The organism is Kitasatospora sp. NPDC058162 (genome assembly GCF_042884005.1).
Taxonomy (GTDB): domain Bacteria; phylum Actinomycetota; class Actinomycetes; order Streptomycetales; family Streptomycetaceae; genus Kitasatospora.
This window is the reverse complement of record NZ_JBHVUS010000008.1, coordinates 345,119-371,523: the sequence shown is the minus strand read 5'-3', so window position 1 is coordinate 371,523 and position 26,405 is coordinate 345,119. Positions and strand designations below refer to the sequence as shown.

General features: G+C 73.6%; 26 protein-coding genes. 17 read left to right on the top strand and 9 right to left on the bottom strand.

Features of this window, described 5'->3' with window-relative positions; all coding sequences use genetic code 11:
• The 6 genes from ACFVXG_RS19215 to ACFVXG_RS19190 form a co-directional block, all read left to right on the top strand.
• On the top strand, window positions 1–1,044 hold a 1,044-nt coding region (locus ACFVXG_RS19215), incomplete at its 5' end, for a sulfate adenylyltransferase subunit 1 (protein WP_387929001.1).
• A 105-nt stretch (window positions 1,045–1,149) separates the two neighbouring features.
• Window positions 1,150–2,298: an aliphatic sulfonate ABC transporter substrate-binding protein gene (locus ACFVXG_RS19210; protein ID WP_387928999.1), complete on the top strand. Its 1,149-nt coding sequence runs from the start codon at window positions 1,150–1,152 to the stop codon at window positions 2,296–2,298.
• A gap of 222 nt (window positions 2,299–2,520) precedes the next feature.
• On the top strand, window positions 2,521–3,324 hold the full coding sequence (locus tag ACFVXG_RS19205) for an ABC transporter ATP-binding protein (RefSeq protein ID WP_387928998.1): 804 nt from the start codon (window positions 2,521–2,523) through the stop codon (window positions 3,322–3,324).
• A complete protein-coding gene (locus ACFVXG_RS19200; protein WP_387928996.1) occupies window positions 3,311–4,213 on the top strand; it encodes an ABC transporter permease in 903 nt (300 codons plus the stop codon). The genes ACFVXG_RS19205 and ACFVXG_RS19200 overlap by 14 nt, the downstream gene beginning before the upstream one ends.
• A gap of 103 nt (window positions 4,214–4,316) precedes the next feature.
• On the top strand, window positions 4,317–5,549 hold the full coding sequence (locus tag ACFVXG_RS19195) for a GNAT family N-acetyltransferase (RefSeq protein WP_387928995.1): 1,233 nt from the start codon (window positions 4,317–4,319) through the stop codon (window positions 5,547–5,549).
• Window positions 5,550–5,600: 51 nt separating this feature from the next.
• Window positions 5,601–6,863: an ATP-grasp domain-containing protein gene (locus ACFVXG_RS19190; RefSeq protein WP_387928993.1), complete on the top strand. Its 1,263-nt coding sequence runs from the start codon at window positions 5,601–5,603 to the stop codon at window positions 6,861–6,863.
• Between the two features lie 69 nt (window positions 6,864–6,932).
• Here ACFVXG_RS19190 and ACFVXG_RS19185 read toward each other — a convergent pair whose 3' ends face one another.
• On the bottom strand, window positions 6,933–7,226 hold the full coding sequence (locus tag ACFVXG_RS19185) for a hypothetical protein (RefSeq protein WP_387928991.1): 294 nt from the start codon (window positions 7,224–7,226) through the stop codon (window positions 6,933–6,935).
• 204 nt (window positions 7,227–7,430) lie between these two features.
• On the opposite strand from ACFVXG_RS19185, the gene ACFVXG_RS19180 reads away from it, so the two are divergent.
• The 3 genes from ACFVXG_RS19180 (at window position 7,431) to ACFVXG_RS19170 (ending at window position 9,297) form a co-directional block, all read left to right on the top strand.
• Window positions 7,431–7,985, top strand: coding sequence for a universal stress protein (locus ACFVXG_RS19180; RefSeq protein WP_387928989.1), 555 nt, complete (start codon window positions 7,431–7,433; stop codon window positions 7,983–7,985).
• 6 nt (window positions 7,986–7,991) lie between these two features.
• On the top strand, window positions 7,992–8,420 hold the full coding sequence (locus tag ACFVXG_RS19175; protein ID WP_387928987.1) for a hypothetical protein: 429 nt from the start codon (window positions 7,992–7,994) through the stop codon (window positions 8,418–8,420).
• Window positions 8,421–8,700: 280 nt separating this feature from the next.
• A complete protein-coding gene (locus ACFVXG_RS19170) occupies window positions 8,701–9,297 on the top strand; it encodes a GNAT family N-acetyltransferase (protein WP_387929010.1) in 597 nt (198 codons plus the stop codon).
• Window positions 9,298–9,429: 132 nt separating this feature from the next.
• On the opposite strand, the gene ACFVXG_RS19165 is transcribed toward ACFVXG_RS19170, so the two are convergent.
• Window positions 9,430–11,139, bottom strand: a complete 1,710-nt coding sequence (locus ACFVXG_RS19165; protein ID WP_387928985.1) for an alkaline phosphatase family protein — start codon at window positions 11,137–11,139, stop codon at window positions 9,430–9,432.
• A 60-nt stretch (window positions 11,140–11,199) separates the two neighbouring features.
• On the bottom strand, window positions 11,200–12,183 hold the full coding sequence (locus ACFVXG_RS19160) for a S1C family serine protease (protein WP_387928983.1): 984 nt from the start codon (window positions 12,181–12,183) through the stop codon (window positions 11,200–11,202).
• Between the two features lie 311 nt (window positions 12,184–12,494).
• On the opposite strand from ACFVXG_RS19160, the gene ACFVXG_RS19155 reads away from it, so the two are divergent.
• A complete protein-coding gene (locus tag ACFVXG_RS19155) occupies window positions 12,495–13,037 on the top strand; it encodes a hypothetical protein (protein WP_387928981.1) in 543 nt (180 codons plus the stop codon).
• 54 nt (window positions 13,038–13,091) lie between these two features.
• Window positions 13,092–13,772 (top strand): GPP34 family phosphoprotein, encoded by a 681-nt coding sequence (locus ACFVXG_RS19150; protein ID WP_387928979.1) that lies wholly within the window; start codon window positions 13,092–13,094, stop codon window positions 13,770–13,772.
• Window positions 13,773–13,818: 46 nt separating this feature from the next.
• Here the strand turns inward: ACFVXG_RS19150 and ACFVXG_RS19145 are convergent, their stop codons facing one another.
• On the bottom strand, window positions 13,819–14,577 hold the full coding sequence (locus ACFVXG_RS19145) for an SDR family oxidoreductase (RefSeq protein ID WP_387928978.1): 759 nt from the start codon (window positions 14,575–14,577) through the stop codon (window positions 13,819–13,821).
• A gap of 173 nt (window positions 14,578–14,750) precedes the next feature.
• Here ACFVXG_RS19145 and ACFVXG_RS19140 point away from each other — a divergent pair, with 173 nt between their 5' ends.
• Window positions 14,751–15,662, top strand: coding sequence for a helix-turn-helix domain-containing protein (locus ACFVXG_RS19140; protein WP_387928976.1), 912 nt, complete (start codon window positions 14,751–14,753; stop codon window positions 15,660–15,662).
• Window positions 15,663–15,763: 101 nt separating this feature from the next.
• The gene (locus ACFVXG_RS19135) at window positions 15,764–16,708 is read left to right on the top strand and encodes an alpha/beta hydrolase (protein WP_387928974.1); all 945 of its coding nucleotides are present in this window, start codon (window positions 15,764–15,766) and stop codon (window positions 16,706–16,708) included.
• A 21-nt stretch (window positions 16,709–16,729) separates the two neighbouring features.
• On the opposite strand, the gene ACFVXG_RS19130 is transcribed toward ACFVXG_RS19135, so the two are convergent.
• Window positions 16,730–17,146 (bottom strand): DUF3592 domain-containing protein, encoded by a 417-nt coding sequence (locus tag ACFVXG_RS19130; RefSeq protein WP_387928972.1) that lies wholly within the window; start codon window positions 17,144–17,146, stop codon window positions 16,730–16,732.
• Window positions 17,147–17,322: 176 nt separating this feature from the next.
• On the opposite strand from ACFVXG_RS19130, the gene ACFVXG_RS19125 reads away from it, so the two are divergent.
• Window positions 17,323–17,559: a hypothetical protein gene (locus tag ACFVXG_RS19125; protein ID WP_387928970.1), complete on the top strand. Its 237-nt coding sequence runs from the start codon at window positions 17,323–17,325 to the stop codon at window positions 17,557–17,559.
• Between the two features lie 37 nt (window positions 17,560–17,596).
• The gene (locus tag ACFVXG_RS19120; protein ID WP_387928969.1) at window positions 17,597–18,778 is read left to right on the top strand and encodes an SPFH domain-containing protein; all 1,182 of its coding nucleotides are present in this window, start codon (window positions 17,597–17,599) and stop codon (window positions 18,776–18,778) included.
• Here the strand turns inward: ACFVXG_RS19120 and ACFVXG_RS19115 are convergent.
• From ACFVXG_RS19115 to ACFVXG_RS19105, 3 genes are all read right to left on the bottom strand, one after another.
• Entirely contained in the window at window positions 18,775–20,007 is a 1,233-nt protein-coding gene (locus ACFVXG_RS19115; protein WP_387928967.1) for an NAD(P)/FAD-dependent oxidoreductase, read from the bottom strand. The two genes, ACFVXG_RS19120 and ACFVXG_RS19115, sit on opposite strands and share 4 nt — an antisense overlap.
• Before the next feature lie 119 nt (window positions 20,008–20,126).
• Window positions 20,127–20,558: a nuclear transport factor 2 family protein gene (locus tag ACFVXG_RS19110; RefSeq protein ID WP_387928965.1), complete on the bottom strand. Its 432-nt coding sequence runs from the start codon at window positions 20,556–20,558 to the stop codon at window positions 20,127–20,129.
• A 7-nt stretch (window positions 20,559–20,565) separates the two neighbouring features.
• Complete coding sequence (locus ACFVXG_RS19105; protein WP_387928963.1) at window positions 20,566–21,369, bottom strand: MBL fold metallo-hydrolase; 804 nt, start codon at window positions 21,367–21,369, stop codon at window positions 20,566–20,568.
• Window positions 21,370–21,641: 272 nt separating this feature from the next.
• On the opposite strand from ACFVXG_RS19105, the gene ACFVXG_RS19100 reads away from it, so the two are divergent.
• A complete protein-coding gene (locus ACFVXG_RS19100) occupies window positions 21,642–24,758 on the top strand; it encodes a SpaA isopeptide-forming pilin-related protein (protein WP_387928961.1) in 3,117 nt (1,038 codons plus the stop codon).
• A gap of 88 nt (window positions 24,759–24,846) precedes the next feature.
• Here the strand turns inward: ACFVXG_RS19100 and ACFVXG_RS19095 are convergent, their stop codons facing one another.
• The gene (locus ACFVXG_RS19095) at window positions 24,847–25,416 is read right to left on the bottom strand and encodes a hypothetical protein (protein ID WP_387928959.1); all 570 of its coding nucleotides are present in this window, start codon (window positions 25,414–25,416) and stop codon (window positions 24,847–24,849) included.
• 98 nt (window positions 25,417–25,514) lie between these two features.
• On the opposite strand from ACFVXG_RS19095, the gene ACFVXG_RS19090 reads away from it, so the two are divergent.
• Window positions 25,515–26,366, top strand: coding sequence for a PhzF family phenazine biosynthesis protein (locus ACFVXG_RS19090; protein ID WP_387928957.1), 852 nt, complete (start codon window positions 25,515–25,517; stop codon window positions 26,364–26,366).
• The last annotated feature ends 39 nt before the right edge of the window (window positions 26,367–26,405 follow it).

Genomic DNA, 26,405 nt, shown 5'->3' with positions numbered 1-26,405 from the left:
CAGTACACCCGCAACATGGTCACCGGCGCCTCCACCGCCGAACTCGCCGTCGTCCTGGTCGACGCCCGCAACGGCGTCGTCGAGCAGACCCGCCGCCACGCCGCCGTCGCCGCCCTGCTGCGCGTCCCGCACGTGGTGCTGGCCGTCAACAAGATGGACCTCGTCGACTATGCCGAGCCCGTCTTCGCCGCCATCGCCGCCGAGTTCACCGCCTACGCCGCCTCCCTCGGGGTCAAGGACGTCCTCGCGGTCCCGATCTCCGCCCTCGCCGGGGACAACGTCGTCGAACCCTCCGCCCACATGGACTGGTACGGCGGCCCCACCCTCCTCGAACACCTGGAGACCGTCCCGGTCGGCACCGACCCCGACGCCCACCCCGCCCGCTTCCCCGTCCAGTACGTCATCCGCCCCCAGACCGAGGAACACCCCGACTACCGCGGCTACGCCGGCCAGCTGGCCTCCGGCGTCCTGCGCGTCGGCGACCCCGTCACCGTCCTGCCCTCCGGCCACACCACCACCGTCGCCGCCATCGACACCCTCGGCCACCCCGCCGACCTCGCCTGGGCACCCCAGTCCGTCACCCTCCGCCTCACCGACGACCTCGACATCTCCCGCGGCGACCTCATCACCGCCGGAACCGCCCCCGTCCCCACCAAGGACATCGAGGCCACCGTCAGCCACCTCAACGAGCGGCCGCTGCGCGCCGGGGACAAGGTGCTGCTCAAGCACACCACCCGCACGGTGCGCGCCCTCGTCAAGGAGATCACCTACCGCATCGACATCACTGCGCCGATCAGTGAAGGGGGCCTCGAACAGCGCCCCGCCCCCCAGGGATTGGACGTCAACGACATCGGCCACGTGAAGCTGCGCACGGCCGAGCCGCTGGCCCTCGACGACTACACCGACAACCGCCGCACCGGCTCGTTCCTGCTGATCGACCCGGCCGACGGCACCACCCTCACCGCCGGCATGGCGGGCGAGGCCTTCGCCACCGTACGCACCGACGGCGCGCCCGACGCGCCCGACGAGGAGGACTGGGTCTGATGCCCAGCGAGGCGTTCTCGGGCCCGGGAGACGGCACTTGGCGCGCCTCGGCGCAGCACCCGACGCATCACCGTTCCTTCACCGTTCCAGCAGAGGACACCTCCGATGGCCCCCACGCAGGCAACCACCCGTAGCCGCCTTCGCCCGAACGCCGCCCGCGTCGGACGTGCCGGCTTCATCGCCGTGGCCGTTCTGGTCACCGCCGGTCTGCTGTCGGCCTGCGGCTACGGTTCGAAGGCCGTCAAGGCCGACGCGGCCCCGGCGGCCGCCGCCGGCGGTCCGAAGCTGTCGGCGGGCACGGTGAAGATCGGCTACTTCGCCAACCTGACCCACGGCACCGCCCTCGTCGGACTCCAGAACGGCCTGTTCCAGAAGGAGTTGGGCGCGACCCGGATCAAGACCCAGGTCTTCAACGCGGGCCCGGCGGAGATCGAGGCGCTCAACGCCGGATCGATCGACATCGGCTGGATCGGCCCCTCCCCGGCGATCAACGGCTACACCAAGTCCGACGGCAAGTCCCTGAAGATCATCGGCGGTTCGGCCTCCGGCGGGGTCAAGCTGGTGGTCAACCCGGACAGGATCAGCTCGCTGGACGACCTCAAGGGCAAGAAGATCGCCACCCCGCAGCTGGGCAACACCCAGGACGTGGCACTGCTCAACTACCTCGCGGGCAAGGGCTACCAGGAGGTGGCGCAGACCGGCGCCGGTGACGTCAGCGTGGTGCGCACCGACAACAAGGTCGTCCTGAACGCCTACACCTCCGGCTCGGTCGACGGCGCCTGGGCGCCCGAGCCCACTGCCTCCCAGCTGGTGGCCGCCGGAGCCAAGGTGCTGCTGGACGAGAACTCGCTGTGGCCGAACGGGCAGTTCGTGAGCACCAACATCATCGTCTCGCAGAAGTTCCTCAAGGAGCACCCGGACGTGGTGGAGGCCGTGCTGCGCGGCTCGGTGAACACCAACGCCTACATCAACGCCAACCCCGACAAGGCCAAGGCCGACGCCAACGCCGCGATCACGGCGGCCGGCGGTGTCACGGTGCCCGCGAACATCCTCGACCCAGCCTGGCGGAGCATCCGGTTCACGGATGACCCGTTGGCCGGCACCCTCCAGGCGCAGGCCGACCACGCGGCCGCCGCAGGGCTGTTGAAGAAGCCGGACCTCAAGGGGATCTACGACCTCGACCCGCTGAACCAGGTGCTCAAGGCGGCCGGCGGGCCCGCCGTCTCCGACGCCGGGCTCGGCAGCGTCGACTGACGGGCCGCCCGCCCGGCCGGTCCCGCCGAACTCCGAAGTCCGCCCCTGCCCCGCTCCGGTCGATGCCCAGTCAGTGGGCCGGGCCGGGGCGGACTCCGGCCCCCAAGACTCCCAGTCCGTCCCATTCACGCCAGGAGGTGCCCGCATGAGCGAGCGCAGCGAGCGAATCATCGGAAGGCGCGCGTGGGCGAATGTCCCTGCCGAGCGAAGCGGGAAGGGCGCATGAGTTTGGCACTGACCGCCTCGGCGGACGCCCCCGGCGCCGACGCCACCGGCGGCGCGCCCGCCGTCCGGATCTCGCACGTGCACAAGTCCTTCGGCCGCCCCGGCGCCGGGACCCACGTGCTGGACGACGTCACCCTCGACGTCGCGCCCGGCGAGTTCGTCACCCTGCTCGGCGCCTCGGGCTGCGGCAAGTCCACCCTGCTCAACCTGGTCGCCGGCCTCGACGAGCCCACCCGCGGCAGCATCGAGGTCCCCGGCGGCCGCCCCGCCCTGATGTTCCAGGAACACGCGCTGTTCCCCTGGCTGACCGCCGGGAAGAACATCGAGCTCGCGCTGCGCCTCAACGGTGTGCCGCGCGCCGAGCGCCGGGCGGAGGCCGAGCGGCTGCTCGAACTCGTCCGCCTGAACGGCGCGTACGGCAAGCGGGTGCACGAGCTGTCCGGCGGCATGCGCCAGCGCGTCGCGATGGCCCGCGCCCTCGCCCAGGGCAGCAGCGTGCTGTTGATGGACGAGCCGTTCGCCGCGCTCGACGCGATCACCCGGGACGTCCTGCACGAGGAGATCACCCGGATCTGGCAGGAGCGCCGACTCACCGTCCTGTTCGTCACCCACAACGTGCGCGAGGCGGTGCGGCTGGCCCAGCGCGTCGTCCTGCTCTCCTCCCGCCCCGGCCGGGTCGCCCGCGAGTGGCGGATCGACCTGCCGCAGCCGCGCCGCATCGAGTCCGCCCGCGTCGCGGACCTGTCCGTCGAGATCACCGAGCACCTGCGTGGGGAGATCCGCCGCCATGCCCAGCACTGACACCACCACCGCCACGGAAGTCGCGCCCCACGAGGACACGGCCGGTGTCGAGGCCGGCCTGGACGCGCTGGACGCCGTCCAGCCCCAGCGCACCTCACCCGCCCAACTGCTGCGCGAGAAGGTGCTGCCACCGGTACTCGCCGTGCTGCTGGTGCTCGCCGGCTGGCAGCTGACCTACAGCCTGCACGTCGTCCCCGACTACAAACTTCCCGGCCCCGTGGACGTGTGGCACTCCTTCCAGGACCTCTGGTTCCAGGGCACGCTGTTCTCGATCATCTGGACCAGCGTGTGGCGCGGCCTGTCCGGCTTCGTGCTCGCCGTCGTCATCGGCACCCCGATCGGCCTGGTCGTCGCCCGGGTCAAGCCGGTGCGCACCGCGATCGGCCCGGTGCTCCAGGGCCTGCAGTCGCTGCCCTCGGTCGCCTGGGTGCCGGCCGCCGTCATCTGGCTCGGCATCAACAGCTCGATGATGTACGTCGTGATCCTGCTCGGCGCCGTGCCCTCGATCGCCAACGGGCTGGTGGCCGGCATCGACCAGGTCCCGCCGCTGTTCCTGCGGGCCGGCCGGACGCTGGGCGCACGCGGGCTCAGCGGCGCCCGGCACGTCCTGCTGCCGGCCGCGCTGCCCGGCTACCTGGCCGGCCTCAAGCAGGGCTGGGCGTTCGCCTGGCGCTCCCTGATGGCCGCCGAACTGATCGCCGGCTCCCCGGACCTGGGCCTCGGCCTGGGCCGTTACCTGGAGAACCAGCGGGAGGCCTCCGACCTGGCCGGCGTGCTGCTCGGGATCGTCCTGATCCTGGTCGTCGGCGTCGTGATCGACCTGCTGGTCTTCACCCCGATCGAGCGCCGGGTACTGCGCGGCCGTGGCCTGCTGCAGGGCAGCCGTTGAGGAGGCCCCGCTGACCGGGACCGGCGCCCGGATAGCCTACCCACTCATGACCGGGCGCGGGACAACCCGACGAGCCGTACCAGAAGGCGAGAGGAGTCAGAAGATGTCAGTCGGGATGCACCACGGGCTGGGCGCGATCACCGAGGCGGACTGGCAGGTGCTGGTCTCAGGAGAGCAACTCGAGCAGAGCAAGGCGTACCTGGGCTTCCGGGAGCACGTCGAGCCCGGTGACCCCGTTCTCTTCACCGTGTCCGACGACTCCGGTCTGCGCGGTGCCGTGCACGGGGCCGTGACCACGTCCCGGACGGCCCTGTTCAGTCACCCCTGGAAGATGCTCGCGGCCGGGCAGTTCCTCAGGTCCGACGACGGCTCCGGCCAGGTGGAGGGCCACGTCCTGGCCCGGCAGCGGGAACTGCTCGCCGCCGTCGCCGGAGCAGACGCCACGGACACGGCGTGGGCCGGGATCACCGAGCGGCTCGGCGAGGCCTTCGTGGTCCGCGGTTTCGACACCAGCGAGGTGATCCTCCGTGGCGGGCTGTCCGAGGCCGAACGCCGCGCTTCCATCGGATCGTTGCTGCAACGGGCGCAGGAAGCCGTCCGGACCGGACTCGCCGGTGCCATCGCCCTGCCCTACGTCCGACCCGGCGACACCGAGCTGAGGGGCCTGCTCTCCGAGTACGGCTTCCGGAGCGGTGTGCTCACCGGAGTCTCGCTCTTCGACCTGTCCGCAGCCGCCTCCTACGACGAGTTCGTCGGCGCGCTGCCGAAGCGGCGGCGGCGGCGCTACCGGAACGAGCAGTCGCAGTTCGCGGAGTCCGGCATGGTGCTGTCCACGGTCCCGCCGACCGAGGAGAACCTGAAGCTGATCGTGGAGCTGGAGGCCGGGAACTCCGCGAAGTACGGCGGGAGCCCGGACCTGCGGGCGCTGCTCGAACTGCGCCGGGAAATGGCGGCCCGACTCGGGGACGCGGTGCGCATCCCGGTGGTGGAGCACGACGGCCGGATCATCGCCTGCGGCATCGACCTGGTCGGCCGGAACAGCTACTACGCCCTGGTGTACGGCTGCGACTACTCGGTTCCGGACCGCGGACTGGCCTATCCGAACCTCTCCTTCTACAGCCCGATCCGGTTCGCCGCCGAACACGGGATCCAGCACGTCCGGATGGGGCTGGAGGCGTTCATGCCGAAGCTCATCCGGGGTGCCCGGCTCGATCTCCGGGAGACGTGGATCTGGACGCCCGACCGGAAGGCCCTCGACTCCGTGGGCGGGATGCTCGACTTCCTGTCGAGCCGGTCGAAGACCTACTTCGAGTCGATGACAGCCGATCTCGACTGACACCCCGGCCGACTCCGTCGGCGTCACCACCACTACACGCATGGAGGGTAAATGACCAGGATCCTGGCACTCGGAGGACGGGCCCGGATCATCCGCAAGGCCGCCGAACTCGGCTTCGAGATCGTGCACATCCAGAAGCCTTCCGGATTCGACCCCGCCACCGTCCCCTACTGCGACCAGGTCCTCCTGCTGGACTACCAGGACATCCCGCTGATCACCGCGGTCGTGAAGGCGCTCCACGACCGGGCACCGCTGGACCGGATCGTCACCCAGGCCGAAGCGGGCCAGCTGGTGGCAGCGCTCCTCACGGACGTCCTCGGGCTCCCCGGAAGCGGCCGCGAGGTCATCGACCGGATGCACGACAAGCTCGCCCTGCGGCGCCTGCTGAACGGGATCGGCCTGGGTCCGGTGGCGGCCGAATTCTGCACGTCCCTGGAGTCGCTGCGCGCCTTCACGGCCGAGCACGGCGCCGCGGTGGTGAAGCCGCTGATGGGCAACGGCAGCCTCGGGGTCCGGCTGATACGTTCGACGGACGAGGTGGACGCCGCCTGGCACTGGCTGCAGGCCCTGGGGATCGACACCTTCCTGGTGGAGCAGTTGCTCGACGGTCCGGAGTTCAGCGTCGAGACCTTCTCGGTCGGCGGCGTCCACGAGGTCGTGGCGATCACCGGCAAGGTGACCGGCGACGGGGTCGTGGAACTCGGGCACGTCATACCCGCCCCCATCCCGGAGGCCGAGGCCGCGCAGATCCGGGAGTTCGTGGCCGACGTGCTCTCCGCCATCGGTCTCGTGGACGGGCCGGCCCACACCGAGGTCATCCTGACGTCGGAGGGCCCGCGGGTGGTCGAGTCGCACGCGCGGCGCGGCGGTGACAGCATCCCCGAGCTGGTCGAGATCGTCCGCGGGGTCGACCTGGAGAAGCTGGCCTACGAGGTGGCCGGAGGGGGGCTCTCGCTCCCGCTGGACACCTCGACCGGGGACGTGGCCGCGGCCATCCACTTCATCGTGGCCGAACCGGGGACCGTCGAGGAGGTCTCGGGAGTCGAGGAGGCGGAGGCGGTGCCGGGGGTGATCCGGGTCGACGTGTCCGTTTCGCCGGGCGACGTCGTGCACGAACTCCGGTGGTCCGATGACCGCTGCGGGTCCGTCATGGTGACGGACGTGAGTCCCGAGGCCGCCCTGGAGAAGGCCCGGAAGGTCGCCCGGTCGATCACGGTGCGGACCAACCGGGTGCCCGAGCAGGAGACGGCGACGATCCGGGACCTGCTGGCCCAGGTCGACGAGGTGCTGAACCCCTTCGAGCGCGAGGTCTGATCCCGCCGCGACGGCCCGTCGGACCGCGCCCGCCTCCTGCTCGGGCAGGGGGCGGGCGCTCCTGCCGGGTCAGGGGATGTAGAGGCTCTGCGCCCCGGTGACCCGGCTGTCGTCACCGGCCTGGATGACCTCGACGACCTCTCCGCCGCAGTCCGCGCCGGAGTGGATCTCGGCTGCCGCGTCGGTGAGGTTGTCGACGACGCTGGCGGCCTCGTCCAGGGCGTAGCAGCCGGAGGGATCGGTCTGGGTGGTGCCGTTGATGGCCAGGTCCCCGGTGGCCGCGCCGGCCGGGACGGAGGTCAGGGCCAGGGCGGCGGCGGTCATCAGCGGGACGCCGAAAGCGGCGCGAAAGGTGATTTTCATGTCGTATGCATAACCGTTCGAGGCGGGCTCATCGTGGTCTCCGCCCCTCGGCTGGGCCGGACGGGTGAGGCGGCTGACCTGCGTATGGAGTGCGTACGGAACGCCGCCCGGGGCGTCAGGAAGGCGTCAACGACGGCCGGGCGGTCGGTCGGGAGGCGATTGGGTGGAGAGCGACGGAGGACCGCAACCACACGAGGACGGATCATGTACGGCGACGGGCGGCACCAGGACGGCACGGCACCCAGGGTGGTGGTCGGGGTCAGCGGGTCACTGGGGAGCCTGGCCGCGCTGCACCGCGGCCGGGCCGAGGCGCGCGAGCGCGGCGCCGTGCTGTGGCCGGTGCTCGCCTGGGAGCTCCCGGGCGGCGAACACGGCTACCGGCGCTCGCCCTGCCCGTCGCTGCTCGCCGCCGTCCGGGAGGCCGCCGAGCGGCGCCTGGACGAAGCGCTGGAGGCGGCCTTCGGCGCGGACGGCCCCGGCGTGCTGATGCAGCCCGTGGTGATCCGCGGCGAGACCGGCCCCGCCCTGGTGCACCTCGCCGACCGGCCGGACGACCTGCTGGTGCTCGGCCGCAGCGGCGGCCCGCTGCGCCGCCGGCTGCGGCGGCCGGTGTCCGCGTACTGCGCCCGCCGGGCCGGCTGCCCGGTGCTGACCGTGCCGGTGCCCGAGCTGCTGCACGACCTGGAGGCCCTGCACCGCCGCACCCGCTGGCACCTCCCGGTCGGGCCCGCGCCCGAACTGCTCGCCACGAAGGGGTAGTCACGGGTGCGGATGTACTCGGCGAGCCCCGGCGGAAGTCGCTACCGCCCGGTGCTGGACCGGCTCCCACCCGGGACCTCCGGCACCGCCGCCCTGCTCGGCGGCGGCCTGCTGGCCCTCGCCCTCGGCCGGATCGGGGAGCTGCACTCCGGCCCGCCCGCCCTCGCCGCGTACCTCGCGCTGTGCGTGTTGGTCGGGCACTTCTCCCACCCGCGCGCCGCGCCCCTCGTCGGCCTGGCCGCCTGGCTGTGCTGCAACGCCTTCGCCGAGCACCGGCACGCCGAACTCGGCTGGTCCGGCACCGGGTCCGAGGCCTGGCACTACGCGGCGTTCACCGCCGCCGCCCTGCTGCTCCCGCTACCCGCGGCGCTGCCCCGCCGCAGGGTCCGGGTGGCGCTGCTGCGCCTCGACCGCACGACCTCAGACGCGCCTTGAGGCGCCCCGAGAACGGTCCGCCCCCTCGTGGGGCGGGCTGCCGCCGAACCCCCGGGCCCCGGCCGGTACTCCGGAGCCCGCGGCGACCGGTGGAAGACAGGTGAAGGCGGGGCGCCCCGGCGCCCCGCGGTGGAGTGGCCGCCGTTCGGACAGCGGGCCGCCGCCCGCAGCGGCCACTCCACTGTCTCCCCGTGCGCCGTCATATACCCTGCACCGTGGCCGAGTTGGTTCCCCCACCCTGGTGGCCGGGGACAAGGGCGCGGAGGATGTCCGTATGCGGATGACGAACGCGGACCGGCCGAGGAGCGTCACGGGCGAGGACGTCGGGCCGACGGCCCGGCTGCTGGCCCGGGCCTTCGGCGACGACCCGATGATGTGCTGGTTCTTCCCCGAGGAGGCCACCCGACCGGCCGCGCTGGCCGGCTACTTCGACACACTGCTCACCCGGCAGTACCTGCCGTACGGGGTGTGCGAGCGCACCGGGCACGCGGCCGCGATCTGGGTCGCGCCGGAGGCCCAGGAGAAGGCCGCGCCGGACGAGGGCACGATCCGGGAACTGGCCGCGCTGCTCGGCGACCGGGCCGGCTGGTTCCGGGAGTGCGTGGCGGCGGCCGCCGCGACCGCGCCGCAGGAGGCGCACTGGTACCTGGCGCTGATCGGCACGGACCCGGCCGCCCAGGGCCGGGGCCAGGGCGCCGCGCTGCTGCGCACCGGCCTGGCCCGGGCGGACGCGGCGGGCCTGCCGGTCCACCTGGAGTCCTCCAAGCGGGAGAACCTCGCCCTCTACCGGCACTTCGGCTTCGAGGTGCTGGAGGAGGTCCGCCTGCCGGCCGACGGCCCGACCCTGTGGACGATGCGCCGCGCGCCGGGAGCCTAGGGCCCTGGAGGCCTTTCCTCACGGGGCACCCGTCGGGCTCGGCTCAGCCGATCAGCCCGTCGCCGGCCAGGGGTGACCGTCAGGTCCGCCCCGGCCGGCCCAGATCCCTTCACCGGGCGTGCTGCGGCGGGGTCAGTCCTGCGGGCGCCGGGCGATGCGCAGCCCGGCCCGGCCGAGTTGTTCGGTGATGTCCGCGAGGTACCGCTCGGCGTCGGCCACCGTTCCGATCCCGGCGGCCCGCCGGCGGATCCGGTCGTGCTCCTGCGGGTGCAGGCGCGCCTCCTGGATCGCGGCCGTCTCGACGAACCCGCGCAGCGTCGCCGTGACGGGCCGGCCGGGATCGGCCGGGCCGGCGGCCTCCGCCTTCCAGGACACGCCCGACTCGGCCGGGTCGGGCAGGGTGCGGGGCGCCTCGCGCGGGGCGTCGGCGGAGAGCAGGTGGAGGAAGTCGTTCGCCCGGGCGTCGCGGTCGGTGAGCGGGGCCAGTCCGAACAGCCGCTCGACGGTGGCGAGCAGCGAGCCGTGGTCGTACTGGGTGTGGTCGATCAGGTTGCAGTTCCGCCCGCCGGTGCCATCGCCCGTACCGTCGCCCGTGCCGCCGGGTGCGGCGGCCGGGACCCACGGGGAGACGACGACGGCGGGCACCCGGACCCCGAGCCGGTCGAAGCGGAAGCCGTGGGCGCTGTGCTCCGGGTCGGTGCGGTCGCCCGGCGGGACGGCGGCGGGTGGCGGCACGTGGTCGTAGAAGCCGCCGTGCTCGTCGTAGGTGATGACGAGCAGGCTGGACTCCCAGAGCGGTGAGCACCGCAGCCCCTCGTAGACGGACTTGATCAGCGCCTCGCCGTCGGTCACGTCGTCGAGCGGGTGCTGGCTGTTGCCGCAGCGGAAGTCGCCGCCGTGGGTGAGGACGTGGCCGTAGTTCGGCTCGATGAAGGTGTAGGCGGCCGGGTACCCGGGGTCCTGGAGGTGTTCCGCCAGGTCGTCGAGGTGGTGGTAGTGCTCCACCGTCGTCGGCAGGTCCATCCCGGCGAGCGCGCTGACCTGGGGGAGCGCGTCGCCGGCGTAGACGCGCCACGGGAGGCCCTTGCCGTCCAGGGCCTCGTAGAGCGTCCCGTGCTCGAACGTGTAGCCGCTCAGCTTCGACCGGACGGTGTCGACCGGGTCGGGGCTGTGGTCGAGGCCGGCGGAGCTCGCCGCGTGCAGGAAGAAGCGGTTGGGCCAGGTCGGCCCGGGCAGGGCGGAGAACCAGCGGTCGCAGACGGCGAACTCGCGGGCCAGGGTGCTGAGGACGGGGAGCTGGTCGGCGGTGAAGCAGGCCATGACGGCGCCGGGGTCGGCGAGGCCCTCGGCGTCCTGCTTCACCGTCGCCTCGTTGACGTAGTTGTCGACGAAGCCGTCCAGGGTGATCGGCGGGTAGGTGCCGTCGTAGGCGCACCGGTCGTCGTGCGGGCGGCCGGTGATGGCGGTCGAGGCGAGCTGGAGCTGGACGTCGCAGAACTCGTGCGGCGGGTCGACGGGCAGGGCGAAGGGCGCGCCGATCCGGACGGGGTAGTCCTGGCCCGCGTGGTGGTTGCCCGCGCGGGTGTCGGGGCCGTCGACGGTGGTCGGCGCGCCGGTCACCGCGTCCGTGCCGACGCCGTGGCGGAGGCCGCCGTCGGCCACCGTGCCGGTCGACACCCCCAGCATGTGGTCGAACGAGCGGTTCTCCAGGACGAGGACGAAGACGTGCCGGATCCGGCCCTGGGGTGCCGGCGCCCGGCCGGCCCGCAGTCCGGCGAGCCAGGCGCGCCACTCCTCCCGCTCGTGGGTGATCGCCTGCCGGATGCGTTCGATGGGTTCCATGCGCCCACCCCAGCACTGGTGGTGACTGAGCGTCAAAGATCCACGCCGGTCGGTGGTCGGTCAGTCCTCGACGGGGAGTTCGGCTGGGACGGCGATCACGTCGACCAGGGCCTCGCCGCGCAGGACGGTGAGCGGGAGCGGGCGGCCGATGGCGTCCGCGAGCATCAGGCGCTGGAGGGACTGGGCGCTGCCCATGGGTTCGGCGGCGGCGGTGAGCAGCAGGTCGCCCTCGCACAGGCCGGAGCGGGCGGCCGGGGCGCCGGGGACCACCTCGACGATCCGCAGGCCGGTGCGCTGGCCGGTGCGCTCCCGCAGCACGGGCGGCAGCGGGGCCGGGACCCCGGCCAGGCCCAGGTAGGCGCGGCGGATCCGGCCGTCGCCGAGCAGGGCGGCGATGATCCGCCGGCTGGTGGCGTTGATCGGCACGGCCAGGCCCAGCCCGTTCCCGGCCACGGCCGTAGTGATGCCGACCACCTCGCCGTCGGCGGTGGTGAGCGCGCCGCCGGAGTTGCCGGGGTTGAGCGCGGCGTCGGTCTGGATCACGTCGTCGATGATCCGGACGGCGCTGCCGGCCCGGGCGGGCAGCGAGCGGCCGAGCGCGCTGACCACGCCCGCGGTGACCGTCCCGGCCAGGCCGAGCGGGTTGCCGACGGCCACGACCAACTGCCCGACCCGCAGGGCGGTGGCCTCGCCGAGCGTCACCGGCGAGGGGGTCGGGCCGTCGGCGCGCAGCACCGCCAGGTCGGAGAGCGGGTCGGTGCCGATGGTGTGGAAGGGCGCGGTGGTGCCGTCGGCGAAGGCCAGGGTGCCGGCGTCGGCGTGGCCGACCACGTGGGCGTTGGTGAGCAGGAAGCCGTCCTCGGTGAAGACCACCGCCGAGCCGAGTGCGGTGCTGAACCAGCCGTCCCGGCCGCGCCGGGGCACCTGGAGGGCGGCGACGCGCGGCGTCACGGCGGCGGCCACGGAGGTGACGATCCGCGAGTAGGCGTCCAGCGGTGCCTCCGTCCCGGGGGTGTGCTCGGGGCCGGGGAGCGTGTCGGTCATGGGTGCTCACCCCTTCCGGCGGTGAAGGTCCACCCGGTAGCAACAACGGAGCGTCGCCGGGGCTTCCACCGGCCGGCCTCAGTGCGCGAAGGGCGGGTCGAAGCAGCCGGTCTCGGGGTAGGAGTCGCTCGTCCGCACCTGGTAGTCGGCCCGGTGCACCCATCCGATGACGCAGGCGTCGGGGCGGACGGGGCGGTGTGCCGCCTCGGTTCCCGCGCCGATCCTGACGCGTTCTTGACGTGCGGAAGATTCTAAAGGAAGAGAAAAGCAGGCGTATCGTTCAGGCAAAGCCGCATCCGTGGAGGGGCCCGATGGAGACGACCAAGCTGGAGCCGGACCGGCACGCGCCCGGAGGTGAGGGTGAGGGCGGCGCGGGCGGTGCCGACGCGCCCGAAGGCGGCCCCGCCGCCCTGCTGCGCCCCACCCGGGAGGCGCTGGCGGCCCGCCGGGCCCGCCGACTGCCGCGCTGGAAGCGGCTGTTGCAGCCGGGGGCGGCCGGGCGCACGGCCTGGATCCGGCTCGAGGCGGACGCCCAGGCCGAGCGCCTCGGCCGCCGGACGCCCGGCACCGAGCACGTGCTGCTGGCGCTCCTGGCACTCCACGAAGTGGCCCGCCAGGAGCCGGAGTCGGTGCCGGAGGCGGACGCCGGGGAGCTGCTCGCCGACCTCGGCGTCGACTACGCCCGGGCGCACGCCGCGCTCGACGCCGGTGAGGTGACGCTGCCCGCCGATCCGCGCTCGGTCGAGGCCTACCTGTCGGGCGGCGCGGCGGACGGCGGCGCCGAGGCGCTGCTGCGGGTGCTGCTGGCGGAGGACACCCGGGCCCGGCGGCTGGCCGAGGCCCTGCGATCATGAAAGCCGCCGAGCGGCCGATGAGCGCTGCCCGGCGATGAGAGAGGAAGGACCCGCATGCACGTCACCCTCGCCGAGGAACTGGTGCTGCTCTCGCTGGACGACCGGACCGGCGCGCAGAAGGAGGGCGTGGGCACCGCCTGGGCCGCCGCCGGCGGCCTGCTGGCCGAACTGGTGCTGGCCGGACGCGTCGAGGTGACCGACGGCCGGCTCGGCGTCGTCGACCGCACCCCGACCGGCGACCCGCTGCTGGACGGCCGGCTGGAGCGCCTCGACGAGTGGATCGCCGGGAAGCGCCAGGGCCGGGCCAAGGCCGCGGAGTGGCTCACCAAGGACCGCGCCACCGTCGTCCGGGACACCGAACTGCGGCTCTGCGAACGCGGCCTGGTCACCGAGGAGCGCCACCGCGTCCTCGGCATCTTCCCGGTCCGGCACTACCCGGAGGCCGACGGCAGCGTGGAGCGCGCGCTGCGCGAGCGCCTGACGGCCGTCGTCCTGGACGGCGCCGAGCCGGAGCTGCGCACCGCCGCGCTGATCGCCCTGCTGCACTCGGCCAAGCTGCACCGGCTGGCCTTCCCCGACCTGCCGCGCAAGCAGGTCCAGCCGCGCTTCGCCGAGATCGCCGCGGGCGACTGGGCGGGCGAGACGGTCGGCGAGGCGATCCGGAACATGCAGGCCACCATGGCCGCCGTGATCGCCGCCACGACGGCCGCGACGACCGTCGCCGCGACGGTCTGAGGACCGGGGGCCCGCCCCGTGCGGGACGGGCCCCCCGGCCGGCCGGTCAGCGGGTGGTGTAGCCGCCGTTGGCGAACAGGGTCTGCCCGGTGATCCACCAGCCGTCGGTGGCCAGGAAGGTGACGATCGGGGCGATGTCCTCGATCTGCGTCAGCTGGTTGCCCATCGCCTGCGACTTGTGGAAGGCCACCCGCTCCGGGGTCTCCTGGCCGTAGAAGAACGGGGTGTCCATCGGCCCCGGGGCGACGCTGTTGACGGAGATCCCGCGCGCGGCGAACTCCTTGGCCGCCGCCCGGGTGTAGTGCTCCACCGGGGCCTTGGCACCGGCGTAGGTCGAGTAGCCGTCGGTGAAGGCGGCCAGCAGCGAGGTCAGCACGGTGATCACCTTGCCGCCGTCGTGGAGCTGCTTGCCCGCCTCGCGGATGAAGAAGTACGCGGCCTTGGCGTTCACCGCGTGCATCACGTCGTACTCGGCCTCGGTGGTCTCGACGATCGGCTTGCGCAGCACCATGCCGGCCGTGTTCACCGCGACGTCGATCCGGCCGAAGGTCTCCTTCGCGGCGGCGAAGACGCGCTCCACCTCGGCGACCACGGTCAGGTCGCCCTGGACGGCCACGGCCTCGCCGCCGGCCTCCTTGATCGCCGCGACGGTGGCCTCGGCGGCCGGCGCGGTCGCGTCCGAGTGGTAGTGCACGACGACCTTGGCGCCGTCCGCGCCCGCCGAGCGGCTGATCAGCCCGCCCAGGTTCTTCGCGCCCGCGCCGACCAGGACGACCTTGCCCGCCAGGGTGTGGTTGTTGCTCATGATCTTCGGCTCCTCGCCGGATGAGTGGGGATTGTTCGCCCGACCACTGTCCGGGGCGCGGGCCCTCCGGGGCTTGAACAATCCGACGGGCCCTGGAACGAACCGCTCACGATCCGCGGGCCGGGGCTGCGCGCGTTCGTCGTTCCGCACCCGGACGGACCAGAATCGGAAGCATGGCGACCCCGACGACCCCCGCACGGCCCGCAGTCCCCGCACCCGCCGGCCCCTCCGCGATCAAGCCGCACCTGGTCCGGCTCTCCGGCAGCGGCGCCGAGCTCGACGCGGGCGTGGTCGAGCGCGGCCTGGAGCGGGCCGGCGGCACGGGGGAGGCGGCGGACGGCCCCACCCGGCACGTCGTCGCCGTCCACACCGGCAGCTCCGCCGACCTCAGCTGGCGCGCCGACGGGCGCCCCCGCCGGGAGCGCTTCCACCGCGGCCAGGCCCTGGTCAACCCGGCCGGCTGGGCCGCCCGCCCGCGTTGGGAACAGGACGCCGAGCTGATGCTGGTCGCCCTCGACCCCGCCTGGCTGGAGCAGCTCGCCACCGAGGCCGACCGGCCCGGCCGGCTGGAACTCGCCCCGCGCTTCCACCTCACCGACCCGTTCCTGGGCATGCTGGTCGAACGCCTGGTCGCCGAGTACGAAGGCCCGCAGCCCGCCGACCCGCTCTACGCCCAGTCCATGCTCCAGGCCCTCGCCGCCCACCTCATCCGCACCGCCGCCACCCGCGGCCCCGCCCTGCCCGAGCGCGAGGGCGGGCTCACCCCCAAGCGGCTGAACCGGGTCGTCGACCACATGAACGGCTGCCTGGACGGACGGCTGTCGCTGAACGAACTCGCCGCCGTCGCGGGCGTCAGCCCCTCGCACTTCACCCGGGCGTTCCGGGCCTCCACCGGCCAGTCCCCGCACCAGTACCTGGTCCGGCTGCGCCTGGAGCGCGCCCGCCGCGCCCTGCTCACCACGGACACCCCGATCGCGGCCATCGCCCAGCTGTGCGGCTTCGCCGACCAGAGCCACCTCACCCGCACCATGCGGCTCCACATCGGCCTCACCCCGGCCGGCCTGCGAGCGGGCCGCGACCACTGAGGGCGCCCACCCCGGTGGGCGGCGGGGCCGGGCCGTCCGGCCTACGGTGGAGCGGGGGATCCGCAGGAGTGCCCCGGGCACCGGAGTGGAAGGGTCGCACCATGCCCCTCGAGCCCATCGATCCGCAGATCGCGGCGCTGCTGGAGCAGTTCGGGGTGGCCGGGCCGCCGCCCGCCACCGCGCCCACCGTGGAGGAGATGCGGGCGGGCAACCGCATGCTCTCCCTGGCCGTCTCGCCCACCCCGCCCCTCGGCGTCGGTGCGGTCCAGGAGGGTCGTCTCGCCGGGGTGCCGGTGCGGATCTACCGGCCGGAGGCGACCGGCACGGCGCCCACGGTCGTGTTCTTCCACGGCGGCGGCTTCATCGTCGGCGACCTCGACACCCACGACGGGGTCTGCCGCCGCCTGTGCCGGGACCTCGGCGCCGTCGTGGTCAGCGCGGACTACCGGCTCGCCCCCGAGCACCCCTACCCCGCCGCCCACGACGACTGCCTGGCCGTGGCCCGGCACGTCGCCGACCACCCCGCGGACTTCGGCGGAGGGCCCCTCGCCCTCGCCGGGGACAGCGCCGGGGCCAATCTGGCGGCAGCGGTGGCACTCGCCTTCCGGGACGAGGCCCGGCCGCTGGCGGCGCAGCTGCTCGCCTACCCCATCACGGACCTGCGGACCGGCCGCGACTACGCCTCCCGGACGGAGTGCGCCACCGGCTACCTGCTGACCACCGCCGAGGTCGAGAACGACATCCGGCTCTACCTGGGAGACGACCCGGACGCCGGCGAGCGGGCCCCGGCCTCCCCGCTGCTGGCCGAGGACCTGCGGGGCCTGGCCCCGGCCGTCGTCGGCTGCGGCGGACTCGACCCGCTGCGCGACGAGGGCCTGGCCTACGCCGACGCCCTGGCCGCCGCCGGCGTCCCGGTCGGGAAGCACCGGTACCCGGGCCTGATCCACGGCTTCCTCAACTACGACACCCGCTCCACGGCGGTCGACGCCGCCGTCACCGAGCTGTACGCCGAACTGGGCGCACTGCTGCGCGCCGCGACCGCGTGACCCAGACCTACGGTCATCGGGTCAGAGCACGGCGGCACCGAGGGTGATCGAGACCAGCACCATCAGCAGCCCCAGGGCGACGAAGCCGTACTCCAGCCGCACCCGCTCCCGCCCGTCCACCAGCACCTGCCGGGGGTCCGCCGGGTCGTAGCGGACGGGGACGTAGCCGCCGTCGGGCAGCGGGTGACGGGCGGTGGACGGGACGGGGGAGAACACCTCGACCACCCGGCCGTCCGCGGTCTCGAACTGCAGCAGCGGGCGCGGCGGCAGCGCGCGGTCCTCCGGCGTCGCGACCCTGGCCCGCACCAGCGCCCGGACCGGCACCCCGACCCGGCGCAGCCGCCGCAGCTCGCGCAGCCCGACCACCCCGGCGAGGTAGGCGACCACGCCGCCCAGCGCACCGAACACCACCACGGCGAACCCGGCCGTCCCACCCACCGCGCGCCTCCCAGCCCGAAGTACCAGCCCCGAGACTTCCCCTGGAACCCCAGTATCGCCGAGCGCGGGCGGTCCTGACGCTCAGGAACGGTTCACTCCACCGCGGGCGACCGCCTGCGGCCGGAGTACCGTGGAAAGCGTCTCGGGTGCGGCGGACGTGGTGAGCGGAGGCGCCGGTGGCGCGTGAGCGGATGTCCCCGGCCGATGACTCGTGGCAGAGCCCGGTCGGGGCCGTCGGCAAGGTGACGGTGCCCATTCCGCTGGACGGTCCGGGCGAGGTGCTGGTGGCCCTGAGGGGCGGTTCGGAGGTGTTCGCGGCCTGGTGCTCGGAGCCGGTCGGCCGGGACGTCCGGGTGGTCGTGGTGGACGCGCTCTCGGCCCGCTCGGTGATCGTCGAGCTCTTGCCCTCCTAGGTACGCGTCCCAGCCCTGACAGGTCAGGTGGTCGATCATGTTCTTCTGGCACGTTCCCGCCCCCAACGAGGCGATGCTCATCTCCGGTTCCAAGCACCAGGCGCAGGACACCCAGTTCCGCATCGTCACCGGCCACGGCAGCCTGGTCCTCCCGATCAAGCAGAAGGTCCGGATGCTCTCCCTGGCCCTCCGGGAGGCGGAGATCGCCGAGGACTGCGTCTCCCAGCAGGGGATCCGGCTCACCGTGCGCGCGGTCTGCGTCTTCAAGGTCGGCGACGACGCCGTGTCGATCGCCAACGCCGCCCGCCGCTTCCTCTCCGAACAGGACCAGATGGAGGAGTTGGTCGGCCGGATCTTCGCCGGACACCTGCGGTCGATCATCGGCGGGCTGACCGTGGAGCAGATCATCCGGGAACGCAGCAGGGTCGCCCAGGAGGTGATGGCGGGCAGCCACGGCGAGATGGAGAAGCTCGGCATCGTGGTCGACGCACTGCAGATCCAGGAGATCGAGGACTCGACCGGCTACATCGACAACCTGGCCGCGCCGCACGTGGCGGCGGTCGCCAGCCAGGCCCGGATCGCCCAGGCCAAGGCCGACCAGGAGGCCACCGAACGGGAGCAGCAGGCGGCCGCCCTGAAAGCCGAGTACGAGCGCGACACCGCGATCAAGCGGGCCGGCTTCCTCGCCGAGACGGAGCAGTCCAGGGCCCGCGCCGCCCAGGCCGGTCCGCTCGCCGAGGCCCGGGCCTCGCAGGACGTCATCGAGGAGCAGACCGCCCTCGCCCAGCGCCGGGCCGCGCTGGCGGCGCAGCAGTTGGAGGCGGAGGTGCGGCGCCCGGCGGACGCGGAGGCGTACCGGCAGCGGACGCTGGCCGAAGCCGCCCGGGACCGGGTGAAGTTCGAGGCGGACGGCAACGCCTACAGCGAGCGGGCGCTCGCCCAGGCACAGGCGGACGCCAACACCGCCCGGGCCGACTCCCTGCGCGGTGGGAACCAGGAACTCATCGCCGCCAACCGGATCGTGGAGAACCTCCCGGCCCTCGCGGACGCGGCCGCCCGGGGCATGTCCGGAGCCGAACTCACCGTCCTCAACGGCAGCGACGGCGTCAACCAGATGGCGGCCGGCATCGTCAGCCAGGGCCTCGCCATCCTGCACTCCCTCCAGTACTCGAAGGCCGTGGCCGGCGACGGAAAGCCCACCCCCCGCCGCGCCGCCTAGAGTTCGGCTAGCGGGATCTTCGGGTCGGCGAGGCGGTCGGGGTCCACGGGGCGCTTGGAGACGATGAGTTCGCGGACCGGGTCGGTGACGTCCCAGACGTTGACGTTCATGCCGGCGAGGACCCGGTCGCCGGACAGCCAGAAGGCGATGAACTCGCGGGTGGCCGGGTCGCCGCGGAACACCACCCGGTCGTAGCCGCCGGGTTCGGTGTAGCCGAGGTACTCCAGGCCGAGGTCGTACTGGTCCGAGAAGAAGTACGGGACGCGGTCGTAGCCGGCGTCCGGCTGGCCGAGCAGGGCGCGGGCGGCGGTCTGCGGCTGGTTGAGGGCGTTGGCCCAGTGCTCGACCCGGAGGTGCCGGTCGAACAGGGGGTGGTAGGCGTTGGCGACGTCGCCGGCCGCGTAGACGTGCGGGTCCGAGGTGCGCAGGTGCCGGTCGGTCTTGATGCCGTTGTCGACCTCCAGGCCGGCGGCCCGGGCCAGTGCGGTGGCGGGGGAGATGCCGATGCCGACCACCACCGCGTCGGCCGCCAGCTCGCTGCCGTCGCCGAGCCGTACGCCGCTCACCCTGCCGTCCGCGCCGGTGAGTTCGGCGACCTGAACCCCGAAGCGCAGGTCCACGCCGTGCGCGCGGTGCAGGTCGGCGAAGACCTGGGCGACCTCCCGGCCGAGCACCCGCAGCAGCGGCAGCTCCATCGCCTCCAGGACGGTGACCTCGGCGCCCGCCGCGCGGGCCGCGGCCGCCACCTCCAGGCCGATCCAGCCCGCGCCGACCACCGCGATCCGGGCGCCCGGGCGCAGCGCGGCCTTGATCCGGTCGCTGTCCTCGACCCGGCGCAGGTAGAGCACGCCGTCCTGGTCCGCGCCGGGCACCGGGAGTCGGCGCGGCACCGAGCCGGTGGTCAACAGCAGCTTGTGGTAGGCGATTTCGCCGTCGTCGGCGAGCGTCACGGTGCGGGCGGCCGGGTCGATCGCGACCACCGCCGTGCCGAGGCGCAGCGTGACGTCGTGCTCGGCGTACCACTGCGGCGGGTGGACGTAGAGCTTCTCCCGGCCCTCCTTGCCGAGCAGGTAGCCCTTGGACAGCGGCGGGCGCTCGTACGGGCGCTCGTGCTCCTCGCCGATCAGCACGATGCCGCCCCGGTACCCGGCCCCGCGCAGGGCCTCGGCCGCCTTGGCGCCGCCCAGGGAGGCCCCCACGATCACGATCGGCCGCTCACTGCCCGCCATGCCCAACTCCTTGCTCTCCGTTGAGGATCAGGCGTCAGCCTGCCGCCGTCGGGGTGGTGTGTCGAGGCCGTGCCGGGCGCGCCGCGCCCCGCTCGCCCGTACGGGTGAACGGGGGCGCCTCACGGTGTCGTCGCGTCCCTGACCAGCGCGGTGTCGGTGAACTGCTCGAAGCGGACGATCCGGCCGCCGCGTACGGTGAAGTGGTGGGCGACCCGCACCGCGAGCGGCTTTCCCGTTGCCTTGTGGACGGCCGTGTAGCGGGCCAGCACCACCACGTTCTCGCCGTCCACCACGTAGGTGTCGTCGTGCGCCGTCCAGTTGTCCCACTCGGCGGCGAGGCGCTCCATGACGTTGGCGGTGACGCCCTTCGGGGTGCGGTAGGTGCCGGCCAGCGGGAAGCCGGCCATCTCGGTCCACTCGACGTCGTCGGCGAGGGTGGCGCGCAGTGCGGCCAGGTCGCCCCGGGCGGAGGCCAGGTACTGGCGGCGCACCACGTCGGCGGGGGCGGCGGACTCGGCGAAGCCGGAGACGTCCCTGGGGATCTCGATCACCGGGTGCTCACCCCCACACCATCTCGCCCATGGCGACCTTGGTGCCGATGTCGACCGCGATCCGCAGCCCCAGCTCCGGGAAGCGCCGCTCCAGCGCGTCCTTCGCGCCGGCGGCGTCCGCGGCCCGGCCCAACTCGGTCTCGAAGGCGCGCAGGTAGGCGCGGGTGTGGTCGAGGGCGTTCAGGTCGGTGGGCGCGTCGGCGACCCGGTGGCCGGCCGCCACCCAGGTCGGGTGGAGCGCCTCCATCTCGTCCAACAGGGAGATCCAGGCGGCCCGTTGGGCGGCGGTGGGGGTGTCGGCCGTCCACACGTGCAGGCCCTCGAAGAGCAGCACCCCGCCGAGCACGGCGCGGTGGTGGTGCTGCCACAGGTAGTGCCGGTCGGGCAGGTGGAAGTCGGCGCCGCGCAGCTCGAACCGGTGGCCCTCGAAGACGATCTCGTCCCCGGGCAGCACCTCCGGCCGGACCAGCCGGGTCGGCAGTTCGGGGCCCAGGTGCGCCCAGGCGCGCAGCTTGTCCTCGTAGGTGTCCTGGATGTGCTGGACGGTCGAGGCGGTGGCCAGGAAGCGGGCGTGCGGGAAGGCCTCCTGGACCTCCTGGGCGCCGAAGTAGAAGTCCGGGTCGCCGTGGCTGACGAAGACCGTGGTCAGCCGCTTGCCGCTGGCGCGCACCCGCTCGACCAGCCGGCGCCCGTCGGAGCGGGTGAACCCGGCGTCCACCAGCAGGGCGTCGTTCGGCCCGGTGACCAGGACGGCGGTCTTGTTGAGCGAGCTGTCGGGGGCGTCGATGATCTCGAAGTCGAGAGAACTCATGCCGTGAAGTCCTTCCTCGGGCCGGGCACGCCTCGTCGCCAGGATCCGTGCCGGGGAAGCGGCCCGCATCCGGAGAGCGGGCGGTTGCTGCCGATCGGGTGCTCCCGTTCCGTGCTCGGGGGACACCCCGTGCGCGTCGCCCGTCGCCCCGGAGGGCGCCCCCGGAGACTTCCAGGGCCCCATCGTGTTCACGTCATGAGAGGACCGAGGTGAAGCCCAGTCAGAGACCGGCGGCACCACCCGTCGGCTGGAGACGCCGACTAGGCAAGGCGATGACTTCCGCCCTGGCCTTGACGCTCGTACCCTTCGCCATCTCACTCGCCGCACCCACCCAGGCCTCGGCGGCCGGCCTTCCGGGCGGGCTCGGGCCCTGCCTGGGCGCGGACTGCCCGGCGACCTTCCCCCCGGTCAACAACGGCTCCTTCGCGGGCCGCGACGCCGGGATCAACATCTTCGTCGGCGGTGACTTCAACGTCGGCGGCTCGGCCGCCGAGGCCGAGGGCCACGTGGTGACCCTCGGCAACTTCAGCCAGAACAAGGCCGCCGGGGTCAGCTCCGGGTACAACATCGGCATCGTCGGCGTCGGGTCGCGGGTGCCCCCGCCCGACGGCGCGGACTTCCTCACCGCCGGAGGCAACGTCACGGTCGCCCCGGGCCAGCGGCTGCTGGCGGACGGCGGCGTGGTCCGCTACGCGGGCACCGCCAGCGGCATCATCACCGGGACGACGACCCAGGACGCCCAGGCCGTCGCCGCCTACACGCCGCTGCGCGGCCAGCTGCAGTCGGCGAGCGAGTGCTACGCCGGGGTCGGCACACCCCGCCCGGCCACCGGGACGGCCGTCAACCAGGGCTACCAGACCCTGTTCACCGGCGACGGCAGCTCGGCCCTCCAGGTCTTCAACGTCGACTTCGACCTCGTCGGCAACGGCGGCTCCACCCAGGGCGTCGCCTTCGCCGGGATCCCCGCGAACGCGACGGTGCTGGTCAACCTGGTCGGCGGCGCCCGCACCATCAACACCTACAGCGGCAGCTTCGACGACAACGACCCGTGGAACCGGCTGCGCCCGCGTCTGCTGTGGAACTTCCCGACCGCGAGCACCGTGACCCTCACGGGCTCCGGGCAGTTCCAGGGCAGCGTGCTGGTCGGCAACCCGGCCAGCACCAGCACGATGAACCTGCCCGGCCTGAACGGGCGCTTCTTCACCACCGGTTCGCTGCTGCACAACTCCGGCTCGGGCATGACCGGCACCGAGTTCCACGCCTACCCGTTCAACGGAGACCTGCCCGACTGCGGCAACCCGCCGATCGCGACCGCGTCGACCAGCGTGACCAAGGTCGACTCGGCGACCTCGCAGCCGCTGGCGGGCGCCACCTTCCAGCTGTGGCGGGAGACCAACGGCGTCGCCGGGCTGCAGACCTCGGGCACCACCCCGGACACCAAGGTCGGCGCCCCCTGCACCACCGGGGCGGACGGCGTCTGCTCGGTCGGTGACCTGCCGCTGGGGACGTACTACTGGCAGGAGACGGCGGCCCCGCCCGGCTACGACCTGCCGCAGCAGCCGGTGACGACGGTGGTGCTGGACACCAACGGGCAGAACGTGCCGGTCACCGTCGCCGACACCAAGACGCCGGTGGTCGAGACCGCGTCGACCAGCGTGACCAAGGTCGACTCGGCGACCTCGCAGCCGCTGGCGGGCGCCACCTTCCAGCTGTGGCGGGAGACCAACGGCGTACCCGGCCTGCAGACCACCGGGGCCAACCCGGACACGGCGGTCGGCACGCCCTGCACCACGGGGGCGGACGGCGTCTGCTCGGCGCACGGCCTGCCGCTGGGGACGTACTACTGGCAGGAGACGGCGGCCCCGGCCGGGTACGACCTGCCGCAGCTCAACGTGACCGAGGTCGTGCTCGACACCAACGGGCAGACCGTCGGGGTGACGGTGGCCGACACCAGGACGGCGGCCCCGACCGGTTCGACCTCGGTGACGAAGGTCGACTCCGCCACCGGCAAGCCGTTGGCCGGTGCGGTCTTCCAGCTGTGGCGGGAGACCAACGGCGTGCCCGGCCTGCAGACGACCGGGGCGAACCCGGACACGGCGGTCGGCTCGCCCTGCACCACGGGGGCGGACGGCGTCTGCTCGGCGCACGGCCTGCCGCTGGGCACGTACTACTGGCAGGAGGTCTCCGCGCCCAACGGCTACGAGCTGCCCGACCTGAACGTGACGACCGTGGTGCTGGACACCGACGGGCAGACCGTCCCGGTGACCGTCCAGGACACCCGGACCGTCGCCCCGACCGGTTCGACCTCGGTGACGAAGGTCGACTCCGCGACCGGGCAGCCGCTCGCGGGTGCGGTCTTCCAGCTGTGGCGGGAGACGAATGGTGTGCCCGGGCTGCAGACCACGGGTGCCAACCCGGACACGGCGGTCGGCTCGCCCTGCACCACCCCGGCCTCGGGCGTCTGCACGGCGACCGGCCTGCCGCTGGGCACGTACTACTGGCAGGAGACGGCGGCGCCGGCCGGGTACGACCTGCCGCAGCAGCCGGTGACGACGGTGGTGCTGGACACCGACGGGCAGAACGTGCCGGTCACCGTCAAGGACTCCAAGACGGTCACGCCGACCGGTTCGACCTCGGTGACGAAGGTGGACGCCGACACGGGCAAGCCGTTGGCCGGCGCGGTCTTCCAGTTGTGGCGGGAGACGAACGGTGTGCCCGGGCTGCAGACCACGGGTGCCAACCCGGACACGGCGGTCGGTTCGCCGTGCGTCACGTCCGACACCGGGGTGTGCTCGGCGACGGGTCTGCCGCTGGGGACGTACTACTGGCAGGAGACGGCGGCGCCGGCCGGGTACGACCTGCCGCAGCAGCCGGTGACGACGGTGGTGCTGGACACCAACGGGCAGAACGTGCCGGTCACCGTCAAGGACTCCAAGACGGCCGCGCAGACCGGCAAGACGACCGTCACCAAGGTGGACGCGGAGACGGGCAAGCCGTTGGCCGGCGCGGTCTTCCAGTTGTGGCGGGAGACCAACGGTGTGCCCGGGCTGCAGACCACGGGTGCCAACCCGGACACGGCCGTCGGCCCGCTGTGCGCGACCGACGTCAACGGCGTGTGCTCGGCGGACAACCTCCCGCTGGGGACGTACTACTGGCAGGAGGTCGTCGCGCCCCCCGGGTACGACCTGCCGCAGGACGCGGTGTCCACGGTCGAACTGACCAAGGACTGCCCGTGCGTGGAGATCACGGTCGCGGACAGCAAGACGTGTCCGCCGGAGCCCTGCCCGCCCGAGCCGTGCCCGCCGGAGCCGTGCGACCCGCCGGAGCACCCGTGGAGCCCGAACGCCGACCGCATCCCGGTGTCCGGTGTCCACGGGGGGCGCGCCTGAACGGCCGTCCCGCGCGTGAGCGCCTGAAGTGACGACGGTGGCCGGAGGTTCCGACAACGGGGCCTCCGGCCACCGGCGTTGACGGGCGTCAGTGCCTGGTCCAGAGGGTGAGGTCGCTGCTGGTGGCCACCGCGAGGGTGCGGCCGGTGGGGGAGAAGCCGGCGGCGCGGAAGGTCGACCAGGTGGAGTGGAAGACGTGCCACCAGGTCTCGCCGTGCCGCCCGCCGCGGGCGGGCTCGGTACCGCCGATCAGCAGCACGCGGTGGTTCGGCCACTCGGGCGCCGGGACGTCGACGGACCAGCCGTCGTCCGTCCCGGTGTGCGGGCCGCCGCCCCACAGCCCGGCCACCGGGATCCGGAGGCCGGCGACCGGGCCGATGCCGGGGCAGGAGAGGTCCGGGCCGTCCGGGTCCTCCTCCGGGTCGTACTCGCGCTCCAGCTTCTCGCCGGTCACCGCGTCGAACAGGCCGTGCCCGCTGCTGGAGACGGTCAGCACCAGGTCGTGCCCGGTGTCGGGGTGGACGGCGAAGCCGATGCCGAGCAGTCCGCCGACCGGGACGATCCCGCGGCCGACCTGCCGCCACGGTGCCGGCGGGGGAACCACCTCGGCGGCCAGGATCCGGTCGCGGAGCTGCTGCTGGAAGGGGGTCAGGGCCATGCGGATGATCATCCCACCGCCGGACCGGGGCCTACTCCTCCGCGCGGGAACGGGGGAGCCCCGGGAACAGTGATCACCGGCGGGACGTTCGTCCGGTCATGACCGACGACGCTCCTGAGATCCTCCGCTACGCAGCCTTCGCGATCCGCCCCGAGGGCGGCAACCCGGCCGGTGTGGTGCTCGACGCCACCGGACTGACCGCCGAGCGGATGCTCGCCGTCGCCGCCGAGGTCGGGTACTCCGAGACCGCCTTCCTGATCCCGGGCGGCGAGCAGGGCGCTTACCGCGTGCGGTACTTCAGCCCGCTGCTGGAGGTGCCGTTCTGCGGGCACGCGACGGTGGCCGCCGCCGTCGCGGTCGCCGAGCGGACCGGCCCCGGGCGGTACGTGTTCAGCACCGCGGCCGGGGACGTCCCGGTCGAGGTCGAGCGCGGCGCCGACGGCCTGCGGGCAACGCTCACCAGCGTGGAGCCGAAGGTCGAGGAGGTGCCGGCGGCGGACGTCGAGGAGGCGCTCGCGCTGCTCGGCTGGTCGGCCGCCGACCTGGACCCGGCGCTGCCGCCGCGGATCGGCTACGCCGGGGCCCGGCACCTGGTGCTCGCCGCCGGCACCCGCTCCCGACTGGCCCGGCTGGACTACGACTTCGACGGGCTGGCCGCGTTCATGAACGCCCGCGACCTGGTCACCCTGCAGCTGGTGTGGCGCGAGGCCCCCGAGGTCTTCCACGTCCGCGACCCGTTCCCGGTCGGCGGCGTGGTCGAGGACCCGGCCACCGGTGCGGCCGCGGCCGCCTTCGGGGCGTACCTGCGCGAGCTGGGCGCGGTCACCGCCCCGGCGGTGCTGACGCTGCACCAGGGCGAGGACCTCGGCCGCCCGGGCGTGCTGCGGGTCGAACTGCGCGCGGAGGACACCCGGGTGCGGGTCTCCGGCACGGCGGTGGCCATCCCGTAACGGGACGGACGGCGGGGGCGCCGGTCCCGGACCGGACCG